We start from the raw sequence: 17,049 nt of genomic DNA, 5'->3' as shown, positions 1-17,049 counted from the left end.
TGGGCATGGGGCATTGGGCATGGGGCATTGGGCATTTAATATAATTGAGTTTTTGAGGTAATTATGGGAAGACCTGATTTTGAGGAATTAGAGGTTTATAAGTTGGCGGAAAGTTGGGCGAATCAGATTTGGGAGATTGTTAAAAAATGGGATTACTTCACAAAAGATACGATGGGCCAACAGATCGTTCGGTCGGCTGATAGTGTCTGTGCTAATATTGCTGAAGGAAGAGGTCGTTATAATGACCAAGATAATCGGCGTTTTGTAAAAATTGCGAGAGGCTCTTTGTATGAAACAGTAAACTGGTTAAGATTAGCCTATGCTAGACAACTTATCCCCAGCGAATAAGTAAGCAAATTTAAACCAATTGTCGATAAATTACTACCAAAACTTAACGCTTATTTGAGTTCAATAGGGCACAGGGAATAAATTACAAAAAAAGCCCGATGCCTAGGCCCGATGCCCGATGCCCGATGCCCGATGCCCGATGCCCGATGCCCGATGCCCAATTCCCCCATCTCCAATTCCCCATGATTAATTGTCAAATTCCTACAGGATTAATTGTTTCTTGTCAAGCACCTATTGATTCGCCGCTGCACGATCCGATCGTAATTGCGGCAATGGCTCAATCCGCCATCAATCGAGGTGCATCGGGCGTGCGGATTGACACTCCGGCTCACATTGCAGCGGTGCGAAAACAGATATCCGCTCCCATAATTGGGATTTGGAAGCAGCAATTGCCGGGATGCGAGATTTACATTACTCCTCGGTTTGAAGACGCGCGGGCGATCGCCGATGCTGGAGCCGATATTATCGCCGTTGACGCTACTGAGAGAAACCGTCCTTGCGGCGAAGACTTAAAGACATTAATCGCGCGAATTCACAGCGAATTGGGCAAATTAGTGATGGCGGATGTAGATACAATAGAAGCTGCGATCGCGGCAGCCGAAGCTGGTGCAGATACTGTAGCAACTACTCTTTTTGGCTACACTGCTCAGACGGAAAATTTTTCGCCGCCGGGATTTGATTTGCTTGCGGAAATGGTAGAAAAGCTTAAGGTTCCCGTTATCTGCGAAGGCGGGATATCAGGGCCGGAAATGGCTAAAAAAGCCTTGGATTTAGGAGCGATGGCTGTTGTTGTGGGGACAGATATTACTGGGATTGATCTTAAGGTGACAGCCTATAAGTCGCTGATGGGGAAGTAAGTTCGGCAACGGATTGTTTAACGGATGTAACGGATTGAAGGAAGAAGGGAGAAGAAATATTGGGCGATAAAAATGGCTTGTAGGCACAGGAAACGCGCCTGCTAAGGGTGGGAAATATCGGGCGATTTCTATCGCCCTTTATCAGGGGAAGTTACTAAATCAGTGCGCCGTTGATAAAGCTGCTAACTACAGCCAAGGCGATCGCCCCCAGTACCGCGCTCCAAAGACCCATCCGCAAGCTAAATCCTTCAACTAACTTCGCAGCCGAGGCAAAAACAATCACGTTCATTACAAAAGCAAACAGGCCGGAAAGCAATCCCAGCGTCAGTAGGTTCGGTACGAAAAAAACTGCTTTTAGAATTGGCAAAATTAAAACATTCAACATTCCCAAAACCGCAGCGGAAATTACTGCTTTCGGTGTGCTGTCAATTTCTACGCCGATCGGCAGTTGAGAAATCAGTAGCAAGCTGCTACCTGTCACCAGCCAAGCAATCAAAAAATCGATCGGTTCCACAGCGCTCGTACCTCCTTAACAGTTGAATTGTTAAAAAAACCTGATATTTAACATCTACCTTAATCAAACAATCCGGCTGATCCGTCTGCCAACAGGCCGAATTTATGTCTGTCACTAAAGAGTGAGAAGTTCCAATCGCTGCATTTTTTGCCAAATGATCCGGATGGCAACCGTATCAACCTGTTAGTTGAATAAAAAGAGCAGATTAATTAATATGGCTGGCGATTTTTCTTTTAACTCTAAAATCAGATTCGACAAAAAAGCCTTGGACAACCCTGCACGGCAAGGCAGCCGATCGCTCCAAGTTATGATTTTTATGCTGCTCGTCACTACCTTGGTGACGCTACCCATATTTCGTCTAGCCGAACTGCAACTGGTACAGGGAGCCTACAACCGACAGCGGGCGGAAAATAACCGCATTCGCCCTGTTTCAGTCGCAGCCAATCGCGGTCAAATTTTAGACCGCAACGGCAAAATTTTTGCCGCCAGCCGCGTATCTCGATCGGTCTATGTGTGGCCAAAAGAGCGATCGGCTAAGGAGTGGCAAGAGATCGCTGCTACACTGGGCCCGATCGTCAAACTTCCCGCAGCCGAAATTGTCAAAAAAATCGATGCAGTTGGCTACAGATCAGCCCTGCCAGTGCGAATTAGTAAGGATATCGATGTCGGTACTTTCGTGGCGTTGGGAGAACAAGCTAATACTTTGCGGGGAGTTGAAATTCGCGTAGAATCGAGCCGAGACAATCCCAACCAGCAATTAGCAGCTCACCTTTTGGGATACGTCGGCGAAGCTAGTTTAGATCAATTAAAAGCTAATCCTGCATATCCGATGGGAATGATCGTCGGTCAAATGGGAGTTGAAAAATTAGCCAATTCAACTTTAGAGGGCGTTTGGGGAAACCGTTTAATCGAGGTAAATGCTAAGGGCGAGGAAATCCAAGATTTAGGTGTAAAAGATCCTATTCCCGGCAAACCGGTGCAGCTAACTTTAGATTTAGATATGCAGAAAACTGCGGAAAAAGCTTTGGGCGATCGCCTTGGTGCCGTTGTGGCGATCGACGTGAAAACCGGAGCTCTTTTAACAATGGCTAGTTGGCCGACATTTGACCCCAATATTTTCACCCGCAAGGTGACTCAAAAAGAATGGGATCGGCTGCAAGGGCCAGACAAACCATTTTTAAATCGGGCAGTTCAAGGCTATCCAGTCGGCAGCACTTTTAAGATTGTAACTTCTGTAGCCGGGATGGAGTCGGGCAAGTTTTCTCCTGACTCGACTTTGGTAAGTTCTGCTTCAATTAACATCGGCGGAATTTCCTTTAACGAACACGGCGCGGGTTACGGCGTTATCGGTTTCCGCGATGCTTTAGCCTACAGCAGCAATACGTTTTTCTATCAAGTAGGTATGACTGCTGGGCCGGAAGAAATGGCAAAATGGGCTAAAAAAATGGGCATTGGCGGTACTATTAATTTAGATCTTTTGGGGATAGACGGCGCCAATCACGGTCAAGTTCCGATACCAGCCGAGAAACAGAAAATGTATGGGGAAGATTGGTATGTGGGCGATACGGTAACAATGGCGATCGGTCAAGGTTTGGTACTTTGTACTCCCCTAGAATTGGCAGTGATGGTGTCAACTATTGCCAACGGTGGTTGGCGAGTGCAGCCACATTTGTTGGCTTCTCAAACCAATACGCCTGTTACTCAAAAAATTTCAACAGGTATTAAGCCGGCAACTTTAAATGTCATTAAACAAGGATTGATTGAGGTGGTGAAAAAAGGTACAGGCCGCGGCTTGAATGATGGTACTATTCCTTTAAGTGCGGGCAAAACTGGAACGGTGGAAATGCCCGGTCATCCTGACAATTCTATGTATGTGGGTTTTGCTCCTGCGGACAAACCTGAAGTTGCGATCGCAGTTATAGTTGAAGGGGGCGGATTTGGTGCAGTATCGGCCGCACCAATTGCTCTAGAGGTATTTAGAACCTATTTTCAAAAGCAGGGTTTTAAACCTACTAATAAGCCTCTATAGTCATTAGTTAATATTAGACTGTTGACTGTTGACTATTCTCATTTTGTCCCATACTTCGATCGCACTTCCTTGATATCTGGGAAAAGTGCGATCGATCAAAAGTTTTCCCCTACCAATCGTTTCACTTCCACGGTCGATAAATTCATCATTTGCGCTGCCTGTTCCAGACTCATTCCAGAATTTAAGAGTTGAGTTACCAGCGATCGCAATGTTGACTCCGCCGCCAGTCGTCCCAGGTTTTCTTCCTTGTGAGTCTTCAAAAACTCACCCGTTTCAGGAACTCTAAACCTCAAATCTCCTGAAATTAGATGCAATTCCAGTCCCAGCACTTCACTGAACAACCACAGCGTATCGACAGCGATATTGTTGGCTGCCATCGGCTCGTACTGATTATTTATCAAACGTACTCCCTGTAAAATCGGATTTAGGTAATCTCCCGACGGATCGTACTGAAAATATTCCCTAACTCCCAAAGCCCGATAAATTTCCGGTTTAGTTTCTTGGTCTTTCGTCTGAGTTGTTTCAGAAGTAATTTCTAACACAAAATCTGGAGTAATTCCCCCTTCTTCCCAAACTTTATAATTATCCCTTTTGCGGTTGGCAACTCCAAACACCACATAAACATCCGGGGCCACAACTGCCTGGTTGTTCCCTTCTTCATAATATATGAAAGAATTGGCTGATACGTAAACATCAGAACGTTCTTGAAAATAAAGCTTGACAGCTTCTACGCTGTAAGTCATGTAATCGCGCGTGATGTCGCTTTCAGCCATCGGCTCTCCGTCGCTGCTGGGATATTCAATTTCTACTTGTTCGGCTTGAGTTAAAATTGTCATTTTTCAATTTTCCTCAAAGTTATTAATTTAATGCCGGGTAAATATGCGTTCTAAGGTTTTTAGTGAGAACTGCATTCCTAGTAGTTTTATGAGGACTGAACTCTTCACTACAAAACTATTTAATTGTGGTCGTGACTCCTGAGATGATATGATTTAATGCTAGCATTCTGTCGGTACTTTTAAAAGTTAGATATTCATCAAAAAAATCAACAGCCGTAAAGGACGCAGGGCTCACGCTAAATAATTAGGTTATGCGTCCTGGACTTTAAGGCTGGTAAGATGCTGTACAGATACAGACTATTTAAATTCTAATTAATCCCTCTGTCTAAAATAATCATTTCCGAACCAACAACTGGACTTCTAGCTATTAACTTGCCTTCCATATTCGCAATTTCTAGCTTGCTGAAATCGAGGGAGTTAGCCTCCTTCCACATCTTCGTTGCTAGTTGATTTTGCTCAACTTCGCTGAGTTTGTACCAATCTTCAGCGACTTTCACAGTCAAAATGCTGCTGGCAAAATTAGCTTGAACAGACTCAACTAAACCGCCGCCCAGTCGATTCTTAATGTCAGTAACTTGATTTTGAATCGCAGCAATCAGAGACTGTTCGGGCGTCAGCGGTGGCGGTGGGATAACTTCTACTGGTTGCGGTTTTTCCGGCGCCACTAAATCGGGCAACTTGCTTTTGAATTTAGTAGGGATTGGCTCAGATGGTACGATCGCCTCTGGGGATTTCGGCGTTCCCGATGCCATAAAATCACCAAAAGTTGGCGGCGACTGCTGCGCTGCTGGCAAAGGCACTTTTGCTACTTTCTCCGGCGGTTTTGCTGAGAAACTGTTGAAAGTTAAACCCACTACAACGATCAGAGTTGCTGCTATGGCCGCGTTTAAAATTGGATCGGACAGCTTCTCGTTGGCAGATGGTGGCAGTAGCGATCGCATTAGCCGTACAATACTTTGCCAAAGTACACCAATGTTCTCTAAAAAACTCCCTTCCCTGCGTTGGGATACAGGCTTTTTATCAACTTTTACAGCAACTTTTGGCGGCACGCTGTTAACTTCTGCAGCAACAGCGGGAGGAGTTACTGTTGCTGAGTCTGAAGCGGTGGGTGCGATCGGCTTTTGGGCCTGCAACGGCGGTTCGGCTGGTGATTTGTTGCCTTTTTTTCCCAAATTCCCCATCGATGCCATCAAAGCTTTGATTCTCTGATTTTTGGGAACCGCGCTGCTGGCATTTTGAGTTTTGCTGCCAGTGGGGGCAGACTTTTCAGCCGAATCAACCTCCGGTGTCGGAGATTGAGAGGATTCTGGAGTTGACTGGTTTAGTTGTTCTTCTGACATTTTTTCTGCCTTCGGGCGTTCCAAATATATTTAAAAGCGATAAATTTTAGTTGAGCCATCTCAACCTTAATTTATCATTTAACTTAGTTGTAACCGAATCAAAATGAGCATCAAACGTCGTCACTTTCTAATTTTAGGCAGTCTCAGCAGCTTTGGTTTTGCCGGAGTCTGGAAAATGTTTCAGCTTCGGACTACCTGGGGTACAGACGCCAACGCTGCTTTACCTTCTAACGTTGAGGGAGAAAGGGCGATCGTTCCTTTGCCGGCCTCACCGCCTATTTTACGCTTTATTTCGGTGGCCGACACGGGTACCGGCGCTGAAGGTCAGTATGCTGTGGCTGAGGCGATGGCGCAATATCACCGGGAAAACCCTTTTAATGTTACTGTTCTCGCCGGCGACAATATCTACAATAACGGCGAATTTGAAAAAATTAATGCTGTTTTCGAGAAGCCTTATCAGCCGTTATTGCAGCAAAACGTAAAATTTTATGCTTGTCTGGGAAATCACGACATCCGCACTGGTAACGGCGACCAGCAAGTTAAATATGCGGGTTTTAATATGCAAGGTCGCTACTATACTTTTCGGCGCGATCCGGTACAGTTTTTTGCTTTAGATACCAATCACAATGCTGACTGGGAAAATCAGCTTGCTTGGCTGGAAAAAGAGTTGAGTCAGAGCACGGCACCTTGGAAATTTGTGTTTGGCCACCACCCGATTTATTCCTCTGGCGTCTACGGATCGAATCAATCTTTTATTAAGACTTTCACGCCTTTGTTTCAAAAGTACGGCGTGCAGCTTTATATCAACGGACACGAACACAGTTACGAACGCACTCGCTCGATTAACGGTACGACTTATTTAATTTGCGGTGCCGGCGGGGGCACTCGTCCGGTGGGGCGTTCTGAGTGGACCGAGTATTCTGCTAGCCGCCTGAGTTTTGCGACGTTTGATGTCTATGAAGACCGGATGTTTGTCAGTTCTATCGGTACTGACAAACGGGTTTTTGACCGAGGGGTGATTCAAGTGCGATCGGCTTAATTCAGATTATATTCAGGAGCCAACAAAATGAATAGGGGTTGTAGAGCCAATAAAACTGGTTTTGTTTTAGAAACAACTGTAGAAGGTACGTTGAGAGGCCACGGATATCTCGAAATATGTCCCCAGTTGCCTAAAAAGCGCAAGCTAGAGTGGCTCTTAATCTCTACTGAAAATCCCAAGCGATATGCTAAACAGGTTTATATCGGGTCTAGTATTTATGAAACTGAAATAAATGTCGATTTTTACATTGTTAATTCCGGTGGGTTTTCTCGGGGTCTAATTGTTGAGTGCAAGTGGCAAGAAGACAAAGGTTCAGTAGACGAGAAGTATCCTTACCTCAATTTAAATATTAAAAATTGTTATCAAGTGCCAACTATTGTTATAGTGGGCGGTGACGGTATGAGGCAAGGTTCGATCGACTGGTTTAAAAAACAAATTCCTGACAATCAAAATTTGTTGGCAGTTCACAAGCTAGAAGGTTTCATTACCTGGGCAAACAAATATTTGTAACAGGAACTACGCAACTTTGCCGCCTGCGGGGCAACCACGGGTTGCTCATACAAAATATGCTTAGCTAGAGAGTTTACTTAAGTGTAATCTAAAATGAAAGTATTAATAATTCCTTGATTTTTCCGCGCTTGTCACTATTAGAATTAATTCCACGCGAGGCAGATATTTCAATTAATTTTGGCAGAGGATGTCTGTTAAAAACTTCACTATCGCTGTAGATTTTATCGATGAAACCGCAGTTAGAATTAGACAGCATAACTTTCACGCCACGTTCTGCAATTTCTGCAAAAATATCTCTTAGTTTAAGCTGTTCTGATTCTTTGAAATTATCCCGGTTGTAAGCCGTAAAGTTACTTGTAGCGCTGATAGGATAATAAGGCGGATCAAAATAAACAAAGTCTTCGCGGCTAGTAGCAAAATCCAAAATTTTATCGAACTTTCTCACTTCAATTTGAGCGCGGGCGAGTAAAGAGGAAACCGATCGCAGTAAATCTGCTTGACAAATGTTAGGATTTTTGTAGCGACCTATGGGAACATTAAATTCACCTTTTGAGTTTTCTCTGTAGAGGCCGTTGTAACAAGTTTTATTTAGGTAAATCAGGCGTGCTGCTTTTTCTGTATCGGTTTTGTAGGAGCGCGAGCGCACCGAGTAATAATAATTTTTATTGTCCTTGGTGTGTTCTAACTGATGCTCCTGTAAAAGTAGAATCAGCTCCTCAACTTTATCCCTGACACAGCGATAAGCATTAATCAACTCAGGATTAATATCTGTTAAAACAGCTTGCAAACCAGGATGCTGCTGTGCTAAGTAAAAAAATACAGCTCCGCCACCCAAAAAAGGCTCGTAGTAAGTTGTGAACTTTTCAGGAAAATAAGGTTGATATTGTCCAATCAACCGAGTTTTGCCTCCAGCCCATTTCAGAAAGGGACGTGGCAAGACGAAAGAAGGTGCGGCAGCAGACATTTATCTAGAAATAACGGCCCTATAATATTTATCACAACTAGAACTCAATAGAAATACTTCTGAAGTTCTTACCGGAGGTCGCGTGGCATTAAACAGACAGTGCCGGAGCCATCGGCGAAAAGTTTTCGTTAGAATTATATATGTCAGCCTCGCCGGCAAAAATGCCCGATCGCCCGATCGGCAGATTTAGCTCCGGCTGTGCCAAAATTGTCTAACTCGCTCACAAGTGTTACCAGTCAAAGATCGTGCTGTGACACTTTACCCCACCAAGCCAATGCAAGATTTTATTAATAACGTCTCTCGCTACCCGCGCTTTTTCATTACGATATGTCTGGGAATTTTCTTTTTCCTGTTCGAGCGACTTAAACCCCTGCTCGATCGACCGACAAGTGCGATCGCCCTGATTAGTTCGATTGTAGCGACTTTTGTCTTTCTAACTTTTACACTGCGGGCTATGTTAGGCCTGAGTTCGGTTTAAAGCCAAGCTAGAACGCAAACATCAACGGCAAATTCAGTTAAAACACTAACTCCCAAAGTAACTGCCAATTCTTGCAGGCGATCGCACACTTGACAATAGTCGCTGCGATAGATTGGAAGAGGAAAAAATTGCGCTAGTTACGCCAGTGCTCCTCAACCTTGGGGCAGGCAAACATTACCGAAGTGCAGGACAAGCGTTTGGGACTATCAACATTCACTGGGGAAATACTGCACCTCTGTTTCCCCGGTGTCCCACTTAATCATTAGGAAGCGGCACACCCCGCCCCGCTTTCCTCTCCCGTTAACCTGACGGTATCACGAGAGTTTCCAGCGGACAAGACAGATGAAGTTTGAACATATCTATCAATTTTTTCAAGACCCCCCTCCTGTTTATCTAAACAAGGAATTAGCTGTGTGTTACATTCTCTCCGTGTTATTGCGCGGAGATTCCTACGGTACAGAACTGATTGGCCAACTAGAGAGGGAATTCCCCATCTACCGACTATCTGATACCGTTCTCTACAGCGCTCTGAAATTCCTCGAAGATGAAGCCGTAATCACCGGTTACTGGAAAAAAGTAGAAGGACGCGGCCGCCCCCGCCGGATGTATCAAATCCTCCCTGAGTGGCGTCACCAAGCTCAAGACCTCGCTCGTCTCTGGCATGAGTACATTGGTCAGGGAAACGGCTCGTCAGAGCGTCGTTCCCGCGCCTTAGAAACTGGTCACACAGGTTAGCCGAGTTGGAATCGGATGCCTAAACCCTGGAGATGCTGGCGCTACTTGCAAAGCGATTTGCCGGATTGCCTTCGCTTTGCTCGATCGCCACACAGCGATTAAAGCAGCTACACTACGTCAGGACTTACGCATTGTCACTTAAGAATTAGGGATGATGGGGAGATATGGGAATTATTGGGTGATGGAGAGCAAAACGCCTTGCAGAAGAAGCTTTCTGCGAATTTTGATAAAAAAGTGTCTGCGTAAGTCCTCGATCGCTTTCTTATGTAAAGTTCTGTAAAGTAATAGTAGATAATTTCAATTACACAAACTTCTACCAATGGATACTGCTGTTCTTCCCTCTACCTTTGTGCTGACGCTGCTGTTGGCCGTAGGCTTGTTTTTCTTCATCAAGGCTTCAGTCAAAGATCGCATCGAACAAGTCAAGCTGGCTTCCGAGAGCGCCCAAGAGTCACTGTTAACCGACTTACAACAGTATTTTGCCGATAGAGCTTACCGAGTTGCAGCCGTCGATGCCCCCAACTATAAAGTCACGTTTGAGGGTTTTGTGAGGCCGAGTTGGTTTCTAGCTATTTTTCTAACTCTGCTGAGTGCAGGTGGCACTCTGTGCTTGGGACTGGTTTTGGGAATGCTAGTTCCTCAGCAGGGTCAAATTTTCCTAGCTTTGGTACTGCTGTCCCCGCTGGCGGGGGTATTTTACTGGAAAAAAGCTGGACGCTCTGAGCAAGTCTCCCTCAAACTCGAATCAGTTGCTGAGTCGGGAAGCCCAACCAAGAGCTTTGTTACTGTCAGAGCTCACCGCGATGAACTAGCAGCCATGCAAAAAGCTTTAGATTTGAAACCGATCGATTAAAAGTTTGACGCGGAACGTTTTTTGATATGCTAGATGCCGTAGTTAGACTTCGAGCTGACAAACCCATGACTCAAAAGCGGCTCTCTAGTTGATAAACCCGTGGCTGTTTTTTTGAGCCACTTGTTCGATCAACAAATTTGATCGACAAAACAGTCAAAAAAAAACCATTATCGTGAAAGTGCCAATTGTGGCGATCGCCCTTGGGCTGCGATCACGCCTGTTGCGATGGCTCCTTATACCCTAGTTTCTAAGGACTTTTCGCAGAAATTTCAGTTGGCACTCTCCAGACAATGAGAACTCTCGCGCTTTTGTTAAAAAACTTAGAAAAACATTGCTGTCAATGTTTTGAGCTAAACATTTTGAGCTATGCGCGGCTGGCTGACACCACAGGAATTTTTTCTGTGGTAGCTTCCAACATCACCTTTAAGCTGGGAAACAAGAAATGGTTCTCTTCTACGTATTGGGCTCCAAATAAACCTTTTTCAGCCCAGAAGTATCTGTCAGTGGTATGCTCGTTACGCTTGACTAACAGCAAAGCTGGGGGAGCAATGCCTTCTGCATGGATGAACTTGCGAGCCGCTGTTACGGGTTTATCTTCGCCGCTCTCGATGCTATATTGAGGCACACACTCTAAAATTCTGCGTCCTTCTTGTCGGCGGCGACTCTTGCGTTTGCGTCTCCTGGCCAATTTCTTTACCTCCTCTGTGAGCAGACAGTATGAGCAGACAGGTTGTAATGATAGCTACCAAATCCGAGGCCAGTATATCCGTTCTAGCTCAAAATTTCAACTGTTTTTAATATATCGACATAATCTTAACATTCGTGCCGATCGACAAAAGTGTAGCGGTTGTGCTATGGTTGGCCGCAAGTTCCGGCAAAAGCCAAGCTTGGGGATCGGTGGAAGCTGCGCGGAGGGCGATGCGGGGCAATGTTGGTTCATGAAAGCCGCATGCCTTCAACATAGCTGCCTTCTATCAAAGGGAATAAATCTGAAATCGAGAAGTATCTCATCAGTAATCGGCCGCCGATCATTTGTAATTTACTTAGAATTCCGTTAGATATCTTAATGTGGCGCTCATGTTAATGCCAGCCAGTTCAGAATTTGTCAAACTTTGCCGTTCGCAGGTGGCTATCGCCGTTAGTTTGGGAGCGAAATTCAGCGCGGTATACCTGACACAAGAGTTGGTAGAAGGCAGCGAAGCAAAGTTGGTGCCGATCGCAGTTTACCCAGAAACCTCAGCCGAATTGGAAGAAAATCAGGGGTTGAGGTTGCAATCTTCCGAAAGCTCGACAGTGAAACCCGTACCGCGACTGCTGGCGCCGCCTGTTCGGCCTGTGGAAGAATCAACGGTAGAGGCGATCGCACCCGATCGACTTCCGGGTAAGGAGCGCAGTTCCCATCAGTGCCAAGGCCCGGAGAATTTGTGGCAGCAGCGGATGCAAATTGTGACGCCTCTGATACACGAGGGAGCTGTAATGGGACTCCTAGTCAGCGGTCGGCAAGACAGGCCTTGGAACGAGCGAGAAGAGGCTCAAATACAACAAATTGCTCGCACCTTAGCCCTAGCCTGCATTTTAGACCAGCGATCGCAGTGGATGCAGCAGGAATTGGGTTCGGCCCGACAAATCCAGGCTCAGGTTTACGACACGATGCACAATTTGCTGCACCAGTTCAAAAGTCCGCTGACAGCGTTGCGAACTTTTGGCAAGCTGTTAGCGCGGCGGTTGGTACCGGAAGACAAAAACCGCAATGTGGCTTTTAGTATTGTCCGAGAGAGCGATCGGCTACAAGAGTTGCTGGGCCAGTTCGATCGAACTGTTGACACCGGCGAAGCACATCTAAAACTGCGATCGGACACTTCAGAAAAAGCCATGTCCAATGTGGAATCAATCCGGCATTCTCCTCTGTCGCTGTCACCTGTGGCCAATTTGGAGGAATCCTGTTTTGTTACAGAAGTCTTAAAACCGCTGTTAAATTCCGCCGAGGCGATCGCATCTGAAAGGAATCTGAAATTGGTCGCCGACCTGGAGGCGAATTTGCCACCAGTCTCAGCGAACGATCGAGCTTTGCGCGAAGTTTTGAGCAATTTAATTGACAATGCTTTGAAATATACCCCTGCCGGCCGCCAAATTTATATTAAAGTCCGGTACAAAGCAGCGGATGGCGATCGGGCAGGATACAGCCAATTGCCTGCCATAGCAGTTGCCGTCAGCGACACAGGTTCCGGCATTCCTCCCCAGGATTTAGAGCATTTATTTGAGCGGCACTACCGGGGAGAAAAAGCGCAGACCGAAATTCCTGGCACAGGATTGGGTTTGGCGATCGCCCGCGATTTAGTCCGCCAAATGCAAGGAGAAATAGAAGTATTTTCCCCAGTCAGTCCAGAATGGCTGCCCTCTGCAGAAACTAATTTATTATATCCAACCGATCGCGGCACTACATTTGTGGTTTGGCTACCAGTGAATAAGTAACGAACTCTATTGCTTAGAGACATTTTTTATGAAGCATCTACCTTTATTCGATAAAATTCCCAAGTTTTCAAATTCTTTAGAAATTTTCAAAAAACACTTTTTTAGTGTACGGTTTTTAGCTGCTTTTAACATTCTGACTGTTCTGATTTTGGGCGGGCTGAGCGTATACGCAAAACTCAACAACCAGGGAGACGGAGTTGAACGCCTGTTTAGCGACCCTTTTAATTTCTGGTTCCCTTACGAAGGAATTCTCACCGGAGTTTCCGAAGTCCTCTGGTGCATCCCAGTAGCAATTTGTGCATTTACTTTCGGAGTGCTGCGCCAAAAAGAGCCGCGGAGTCGATCGGGGATGTTCTTATTTTTTAGTGCTTTACTACTCGGAGTCTTTTTCCTAGATGACAGGTTTCGGATGACTTTGATTCTTTCTGGGTTGGGAATATCTAGCAAATTAATTTATTTCTGTTATGGTAGTGCTGTTTTTTTTTACGGAGTTAAGTTTTGGCGAGACATCAAAACCACTCCTTACCTGCCCTTAGTCGTAGCATTTCTCTTGTTTGCTATCTCACGGTTTGAGGATATTTTTGAGTCTCAAAGTCTAGGAGTACACGCGATGCTAGAAGATGGCACTAAATTATTAGCTCTTCTGAATTTAGCACTGTATTTTTGGCACGTATGTCATCAAGAAATCGGGCGGGATTTACGGCAGAGGGAAAAACGTTGAGCGCCTAGATTATTTTCCAAAAAAAGCGTTTATAAATTAGGGTATAACTAAGCAACGCCGGCGATCGCATAGAACCAAAATAATTTATTTGATTTTGATATGGCATCGGAAGATTAGCCAATTTTAGATAGTGAATTAATAATCGAAGGGAATGTCTGAGCAACTTGTTACCTGATGTAGAATAACAAAAAGTTTTTCCTGTCAAACAAGCTATCAGGATGTGTTAATCTTGTATTTACGCGCTCAACAATTCAACACCGCCCTAATGGAAGTATCACCGGGTTCATCAGCTTTGACTATTTTTTTACGAAACTCGAGCGCATAAATTTTCATTTTTTCTGCTTCTCTACGGAATGCAGCGTACTAAATATACATGGAATATGCTGTATTTTTACGGCACAGTTGGTAAGGCCTCGGAAGAGATTGTTAAAAAATATATTGCAAACCAACACAATTAAGTTAGAAGAATGTGGCTCAAGCCGCAGCAAGTCCCCCCTTTGCTGGGGTGGGGACTTGCTGCGGGAAAAAATTCTGTCAGAATTCCGATGAATGAGGAATTAGCAATTACCCTATTCTCATGCAACTGAAAACCGATATATAGCAATCCTAAATCATTTGTGAATTTCTTACTCCCTCCCCTTGATAAGGGGAGGGTTGGGGTGGGGTAAAAAGTTTACGACTCCTGCAAGAATTGCTATATGATCAATCAATTCAGCCAGATAAGTTTTCTAGGCATTCGCTACAGCAATCTTAGTGGCTCTACAGATAGTAGGCAGATCAATAATAAACTGCGTTCCCTGCTCTGGCGTTGAAATACACTCCAATTGACCGCAGTGTTTTTCTATCAGAATTTTTCGGCTGATGGACAATCCCATGCCTGTACCTTTTCCTATGGGCTTAGTAGTAAAAAAGGGAGTGAAAAGTTTAGCACGAACTTTCTCTGTCATCCCCACACCATTATCAGAAATTGTTACCAGGATGTGGGAAGCCGAGCTAATGTTGTCATCCGAATTGCCTGGTACAACTTCAGTACGAATCAAAATCTGGGGTTTAAAAACTGCATCATCTTCTCTACTTAGCCGCTCTTCTAAAGCATCTATAGCATTCGCTAAAAGGTTCATAAACACCTGATTGAGCTGACCGGCATAACAGTTCACAAGCGGCAATGCACCATAGTCTTTTATCACATTAATAGCAGGCCGATCAGACTTAGCCTTTAGTCGGTGCTGTAAGATCAGCAAAGTGCTATTAATGCCTTCGTGGATATCTACTGATTTAATTTCAGTTTCATCCAACCGCGAAAAATTGCGTAGAGAGTGAACAATATTGCGAATGCGTTCGATCCCTAACTGCATGGAAGAAAGCAATTTTGGTAAATCATCTATGATAAATGGCAACTCTCCATCTTCTATTTCATGGATAATTTCTGCTTCTGGTTGCGGGTAATATTTTTGGTAAAGATTCAACATATTAATGAGTTCTTTAATATAGTCGTTGGCGTGGGAGAGATTGCCGTAAATAAAGTTAACCGGATTGTTGATTTCATGAGCTACACCTGCAACTAATTGACCTAGACTAGACATTTTTTCACTTTGAACTAACTGGAGTTGTGTGTCTTGCAGTTCTTTGACAAAATGTTCTAAAGCAAGAGATTTTTGGTACTCTTTTTCTTGACTAATACGGAGTTCTTTCTCTACTTGTTCGCGTCGCTCTATTTCAGACTGCAATTTATGACTTAGAGAAAAACTTCTCAAAGCTGTTAGCATCGTAGTGTATAGCTTTGATGTCGTTAATTCAGTTTTAGTTTTATAGTCATTAATATCGTAATTGATAATAATGCTTTTTTCAGGTACTTGTCCGGGTTGACCCGTGCGTAAAATAATTCGCACTAACTGATTGCCTAAAACTTCTCGGACATATTTAACAAAATTTAAGCCAGCATCATCTGTTTCCATAATTACATCAAGTAAGATGATGGCAACATCAGGATTTTCTTGGATTAGCTGTTTAGCTTCACGAGCGGAGTAAGCATTAATGAAGGTTAAAGATTTATTTTCAAAGACAAACTTCCTGAGTGAAATTTCGGTAGCGGTGTGAACTTGAGCCTCATCATCTACAACTAAAATTTTCCAGCTTTCACTCAGTTTTTCTTCTGTGGTTTCATCTGCAAACAATATCTCGTTATCCGAGTTGATTACTTCGGCAAAGTATACTGTTTCTGGAGATGGTTGAGTTAACAAATCGTCAAAATCACTTTTCATTGCTGTACACCTTTATTTTTTACTAATGTTTAGGTTTGAAGTTAGAAAACCTGTTAAGAAAAAGGCAGAAGGGAGAAGAGTTACACAGCAACCTTTTCAGTCATCCTTATTTTACTTTTAAGGAGGTAAACTTACTTAGTTATCTTGGCCAGGAAATCTACATTGGTGAATCAATTTGCATGGGTAATTTAATAATAAACTTGGTTCCTTTTCCCACCTCACTGATACATTCAATTTCACCTTTTAGTTTTTGGGTGACTAAATTATAGACAATATGTAACCCTAACCCACTGCCACCTTGACCACGCTTAGTGGTAAAGAATGGCTCAAAAATTTTACTTAAGTTTTCTGGGGGAATACCTTTACCTTCATCGGCGTATTCAAACCTTAGCCGATTACCTTCTTGCTCCCAATCAAAGATTAGTTTCCCAGAAATCCCTGGTTCGTAGGCATGAATCAGAGAATTGATTAGCAAGTTTGTCACAACTTGGGACAATGCTCCTGGATAAGAATCTATAGCTATTTTGCTATCTCCCTTAATTTTAAGCGAATGTTGGCTATTTTTCAACTTTGGTTTTAATTGTAATAAAATTTCATCAAGATAAGGTCGGATCTGGAAAGTACGTCGTTCTTCGCTAGAGCGATCTACTGCTACTTGCTTAAAGCTTTGAATCAAGGCTGCCGCGCGATCTAGGTTAATTAGAAGTGCTTTACTGCTTTGAGTAGCAATATCGACAAACTCTTCTAAATCCGAGCGCTTCATTTTGCCACTTTTATAAATAGATGCAAATTCTGTGGTGTTTTCTGCCAAAGCTGAAGCAACAGTGACGCCCACTCCGATGGGAGTATTAATTTCATGGGCAACACCAGCAACTAATCCTCCCAGAGATGCCATTTTTTCAGATTCGACTAGCTGAGTTTGGGTGGCTTTTAAAGCCTCTAGGGTGTTCGATAATTGTTGAGTCCGATCGCTCACTAATTGCTCTAAGTTTTGATTGAACTCCTGTAAATTTTTGTAAAGTTGAGCATTCTCAATAGAAATAGCAATTTGTGCAGATAAAAGTTTTAACAATTCTAGGCGATCGGTAGTAA

General features: G+C 44.0%; 19 protein-coding genes. 11 read left to right on the top strand and 8 right to left on the bottom strand.

Annotation, left to right across the window (positions count from 1 at the left end; translation table 11 throughout):
* The first annotated feature begins 63 nt into the window (after window positions 1-63).
* On the top strand, window positions 64-348 hold the full coding sequence (locus tag QUA10_RS24815; protein ID WP_333083606.1) for a four helix bundle protein: 285 nt from the start codon (window positions 64-66) through the stop codon (window positions 346-348).
* Window positions 349-530: 182 nt separating this feature from the next.
* Window positions 531-1,205, top strand: coding sequence for an N-acetylmannosamine-6-phosphate 2-epimerase (locus QUA10_RS24810; RefSeq protein WP_333083644.1), 675 nt, complete (start codon window positions 531-533; stop codon window positions 1,203-1,205).
* Between the two features lie 154 nt (window positions 1,206-1,359).
* Here the strand turns inward: QUA10_RS24810 and QUA10_RS24805 are convergent, their stop codons facing one another.
* Window positions 1,360-1,719 carry a phage holin family protein gene (locus tag QUA10_RS24805; RefSeq protein ID WP_333036800.1) on the bottom strand — a complete coding sequence of 120 codons (360 nt, stop codon included), beginning with the start codon at window positions 1,717-1,719 and terminating at the stop codon, window positions 1,360-1,362.
* Between the two features lie 214 nt (window positions 1,720-1,933).
* Between QUA10_RS24805 and mrdA the strand changes: the two genes are divergently transcribed.
* Window positions 1,934-3,748, top strand: coding sequence for a penicillin-binding protein 2 (mrdA, locus tag QUA10_RS24800; RefSeq protein WP_333083605.1), 1,815 nt, complete (start codon window positions 1,934-1,936; stop codon window positions 3,746-3,748).
* A 95-nt stretch (window positions 3,749-3,843) separates the two neighbouring features.
* On the opposite strand, the gene QUA10_RS24795 is transcribed toward mrdA, so the two are convergent.
* Together QUA10_RS24795 and QUA10_RS24790 are read right to left on the bottom strand one after the other, a co-directional pair.
* On the bottom strand, window positions 3,844-4,584 hold the full coding sequence (locus QUA10_RS24795) for a Uma2 family endonuclease (protein ID WP_333083604.1): 741 nt from the start codon (window positions 4,582-4,584) through the stop codon (window positions 3,844-3,846).
* A gap of 308 nt (window positions 4,585-4,892) precedes the next feature.
* Window positions 4,893-5,924 (bottom strand): hypothetical protein, encoded by a 1,032-nt coding sequence (locus tag QUA10_RS24790; protein ID WP_333083602.1) that lies wholly within the window; start codon window positions 5,922-5,924, stop codon window positions 4,893-4,895.
* A 103-nt stretch (window positions 5,925-6,027) separates the two neighbouring features.
* Between QUA10_RS24790 and QUA10_RS24785 the strand changes: the two genes are divergently transcribed.
* Complete coding sequence (locus QUA10_RS24785; RefSeq protein ID WP_333083601.1) at window positions 6,028-6,963, top strand: metallophosphoesterase; 936 nt, start codon at window positions 6,028-6,030, stop codon at window positions 6,961-6,963.
* 27 nt (window positions 6,964-6,990) lie between these two features.
* On the top strand, window positions 6,991-7,473 hold the full coding sequence (locus tag QUA10_RS24780; protein WP_333083600.1) for a PD-(D/E)XK nuclease superfamily protein: 483 nt from the start codon (window positions 6,991-6,993) through the stop codon (window positions 7,471-7,473).
* Window positions 7,474-7,561: 88 nt separating this feature from the next.
* On the opposite strand, the gene QUA10_RS24775 is transcribed toward QUA10_RS24780, so the two are convergent.
* Window positions 7,562-8,437 (bottom strand): DNA adenine methylase, encoded by an 876-nt coding sequence (locus QUA10_RS24775; RefSeq protein ID WP_333083598.1) that lies wholly within the window; start codon window positions 8,435-8,437, stop codon window positions 7,562-7,564.
* 274 nt (window positions 8,438-8,711) lie between these two features.
* Between QUA10_RS24775 and QUA10_RS24770 the strand changes: the two genes are divergently transcribed.
* From QUA10_RS24770 to QUA10_RS24760, 3 genes are all read left to right on the top strand, one after another.
* On the top strand, window positions 8,712-8,915 hold the full coding sequence (locus QUA10_RS24770; protein ID WP_333083642.1) for a DUF751 family protein: 204 nt from the start codon (window positions 8,712-8,714) through the stop codon (window positions 8,913-8,915).
* A 342-nt stretch (window positions 8,916-9,257) separates the two neighbouring features.
* Window positions 9,258-9,650 carry a PadR family transcriptional regulator gene (locus QUA10_RS24765; protein WP_333083597.1) on the top strand — a complete coding sequence of 131 codons (393 nt, stop codon included), beginning with the start codon at window positions 9,258-9,260 and terminating at the stop codon, window positions 9,648-9,650.
* A gap of 319 nt (window positions 9,651-9,969) precedes the next feature.
* Window positions 9,970-10,503 (top strand): cofactor assembly of complex C subunit B, encoded by a 534-nt coding sequence (locus QUA10_RS24760; RefSeq protein WP_333083596.1) that lies wholly within the window; start codon window positions 9,970-9,972, stop codon window positions 10,501-10,503.
* A 364-nt stretch (window positions 10,504-10,867) separates the two neighbouring features.
* On the opposite strand, the gene QUA10_RS24755 is transcribed toward QUA10_RS24760, so the two are convergent.
* Together QUA10_RS24755 and QUA10_RS24750 are read right to left on the bottom strand one after the other, a co-directional pair.
* Window positions 10,868-11,191 carry a DUF3155 domain-containing protein gene (locus tag QUA10_RS24755; protein ID WP_006635576.1) on the bottom strand — a complete coding sequence of 108 codons (324 nt, stop codon included), beginning with the start codon at window positions 11,189-11,191 and terminating at the stop codon, window positions 10,868-10,870.
* Between the two features lie 106 nt (window positions 11,192-11,297).
* Complete coding sequence (locus tag QUA10_RS24750) at window positions 11,298-11,465, bottom strand: hypothetical protein (protein ID WP_333083595.1); 168 nt, start codon at window positions 11,463-11,465, stop codon at window positions 11,298-11,300.
* A gap of 121 nt (window positions 11,466-11,586) precedes the next feature.
* On the opposite strand from QUA10_RS24750, the gene QUA10_RS24745 reads away from it, so the two are divergent.
* The 3 genes from QUA10_RS24745 to QUA10_RS29205 all read left to right on the top strand — a co-directional run bounded on the left by QUA10_RS24745 (window position 11,587) and on the right by QUA10_RS29205 (window position 14,154).
* On the top strand, window positions 11,587-12,975 hold the full coding sequence (locus QUA10_RS24745; protein ID WP_333083593.1) for a GAF domain-containing sensor histidine kinase: 1,389 nt from the start codon (window positions 11,587-11,589) through the stop codon (window positions 12,973-12,975).
* A gap of 28 nt (window positions 12,976-13,003) precedes the next feature.
* Window positions 13,004-13,696, top strand: coding sequence for a hypothetical protein (locus tag QUA10_RS24740; protein ID WP_333083591.1), 693 nt, complete (start codon window positions 13,004-13,006; stop codon window positions 13,694-13,696).
* 353 nt (window positions 13,697-14,049) lie between these two features.
* Window positions 14,050-14,154 (top strand): transposase, encoded by a 105-nt coding sequence (locus QUA10_RS29205; protein WP_445243587.1) that lies wholly within the window; start codon window positions 14,050-14,052, stop codon window positions 14,152-14,154.
* A 270-nt stretch (window positions 14,155-14,424) separates the two neighbouring features.
* Here QUA10_RS29205 and QUA10_RS24735 read toward each other — a convergent pair whose 3' ends face one another.
* Together QUA10_RS24735 and QUA10_RS24730 are read right to left on the bottom strand one after the other, a co-directional pair.
* On the bottom strand, window positions 14,425-15,957 hold the full coding sequence (locus tag QUA10_RS24735) for an ATP-binding protein (protein WP_333083590.1): 1,533 nt from the start codon (window positions 15,955-15,957) through the stop codon (window positions 14,425-14,427).
* Window positions 15,958-16,114: 157 nt separating this feature from the next.
* A partial coding sequence (locus QUA10_RS24730; protein ID WP_333083589.1) for a GAF domain-containing sensor histidine kinase occupies window positions 16,115-17,049 on the bottom strand: 935 nt, incomplete at its 5' end.

The sequence above is a fragment of the Microcoleus sp. Pol8_D6 genome (genome assembly GCF_036700965.1).
Classification (GTDB): Bacteria; Cyanobacteriota; Cyanobacteriia; order Cyanobacteriales; family Microcoleaceae; genus Microcoleus.
Note: the sequence above shows the minus strand (reverse complement) of the source record. Positions and strands in the feature narration are given on the sequence as shown.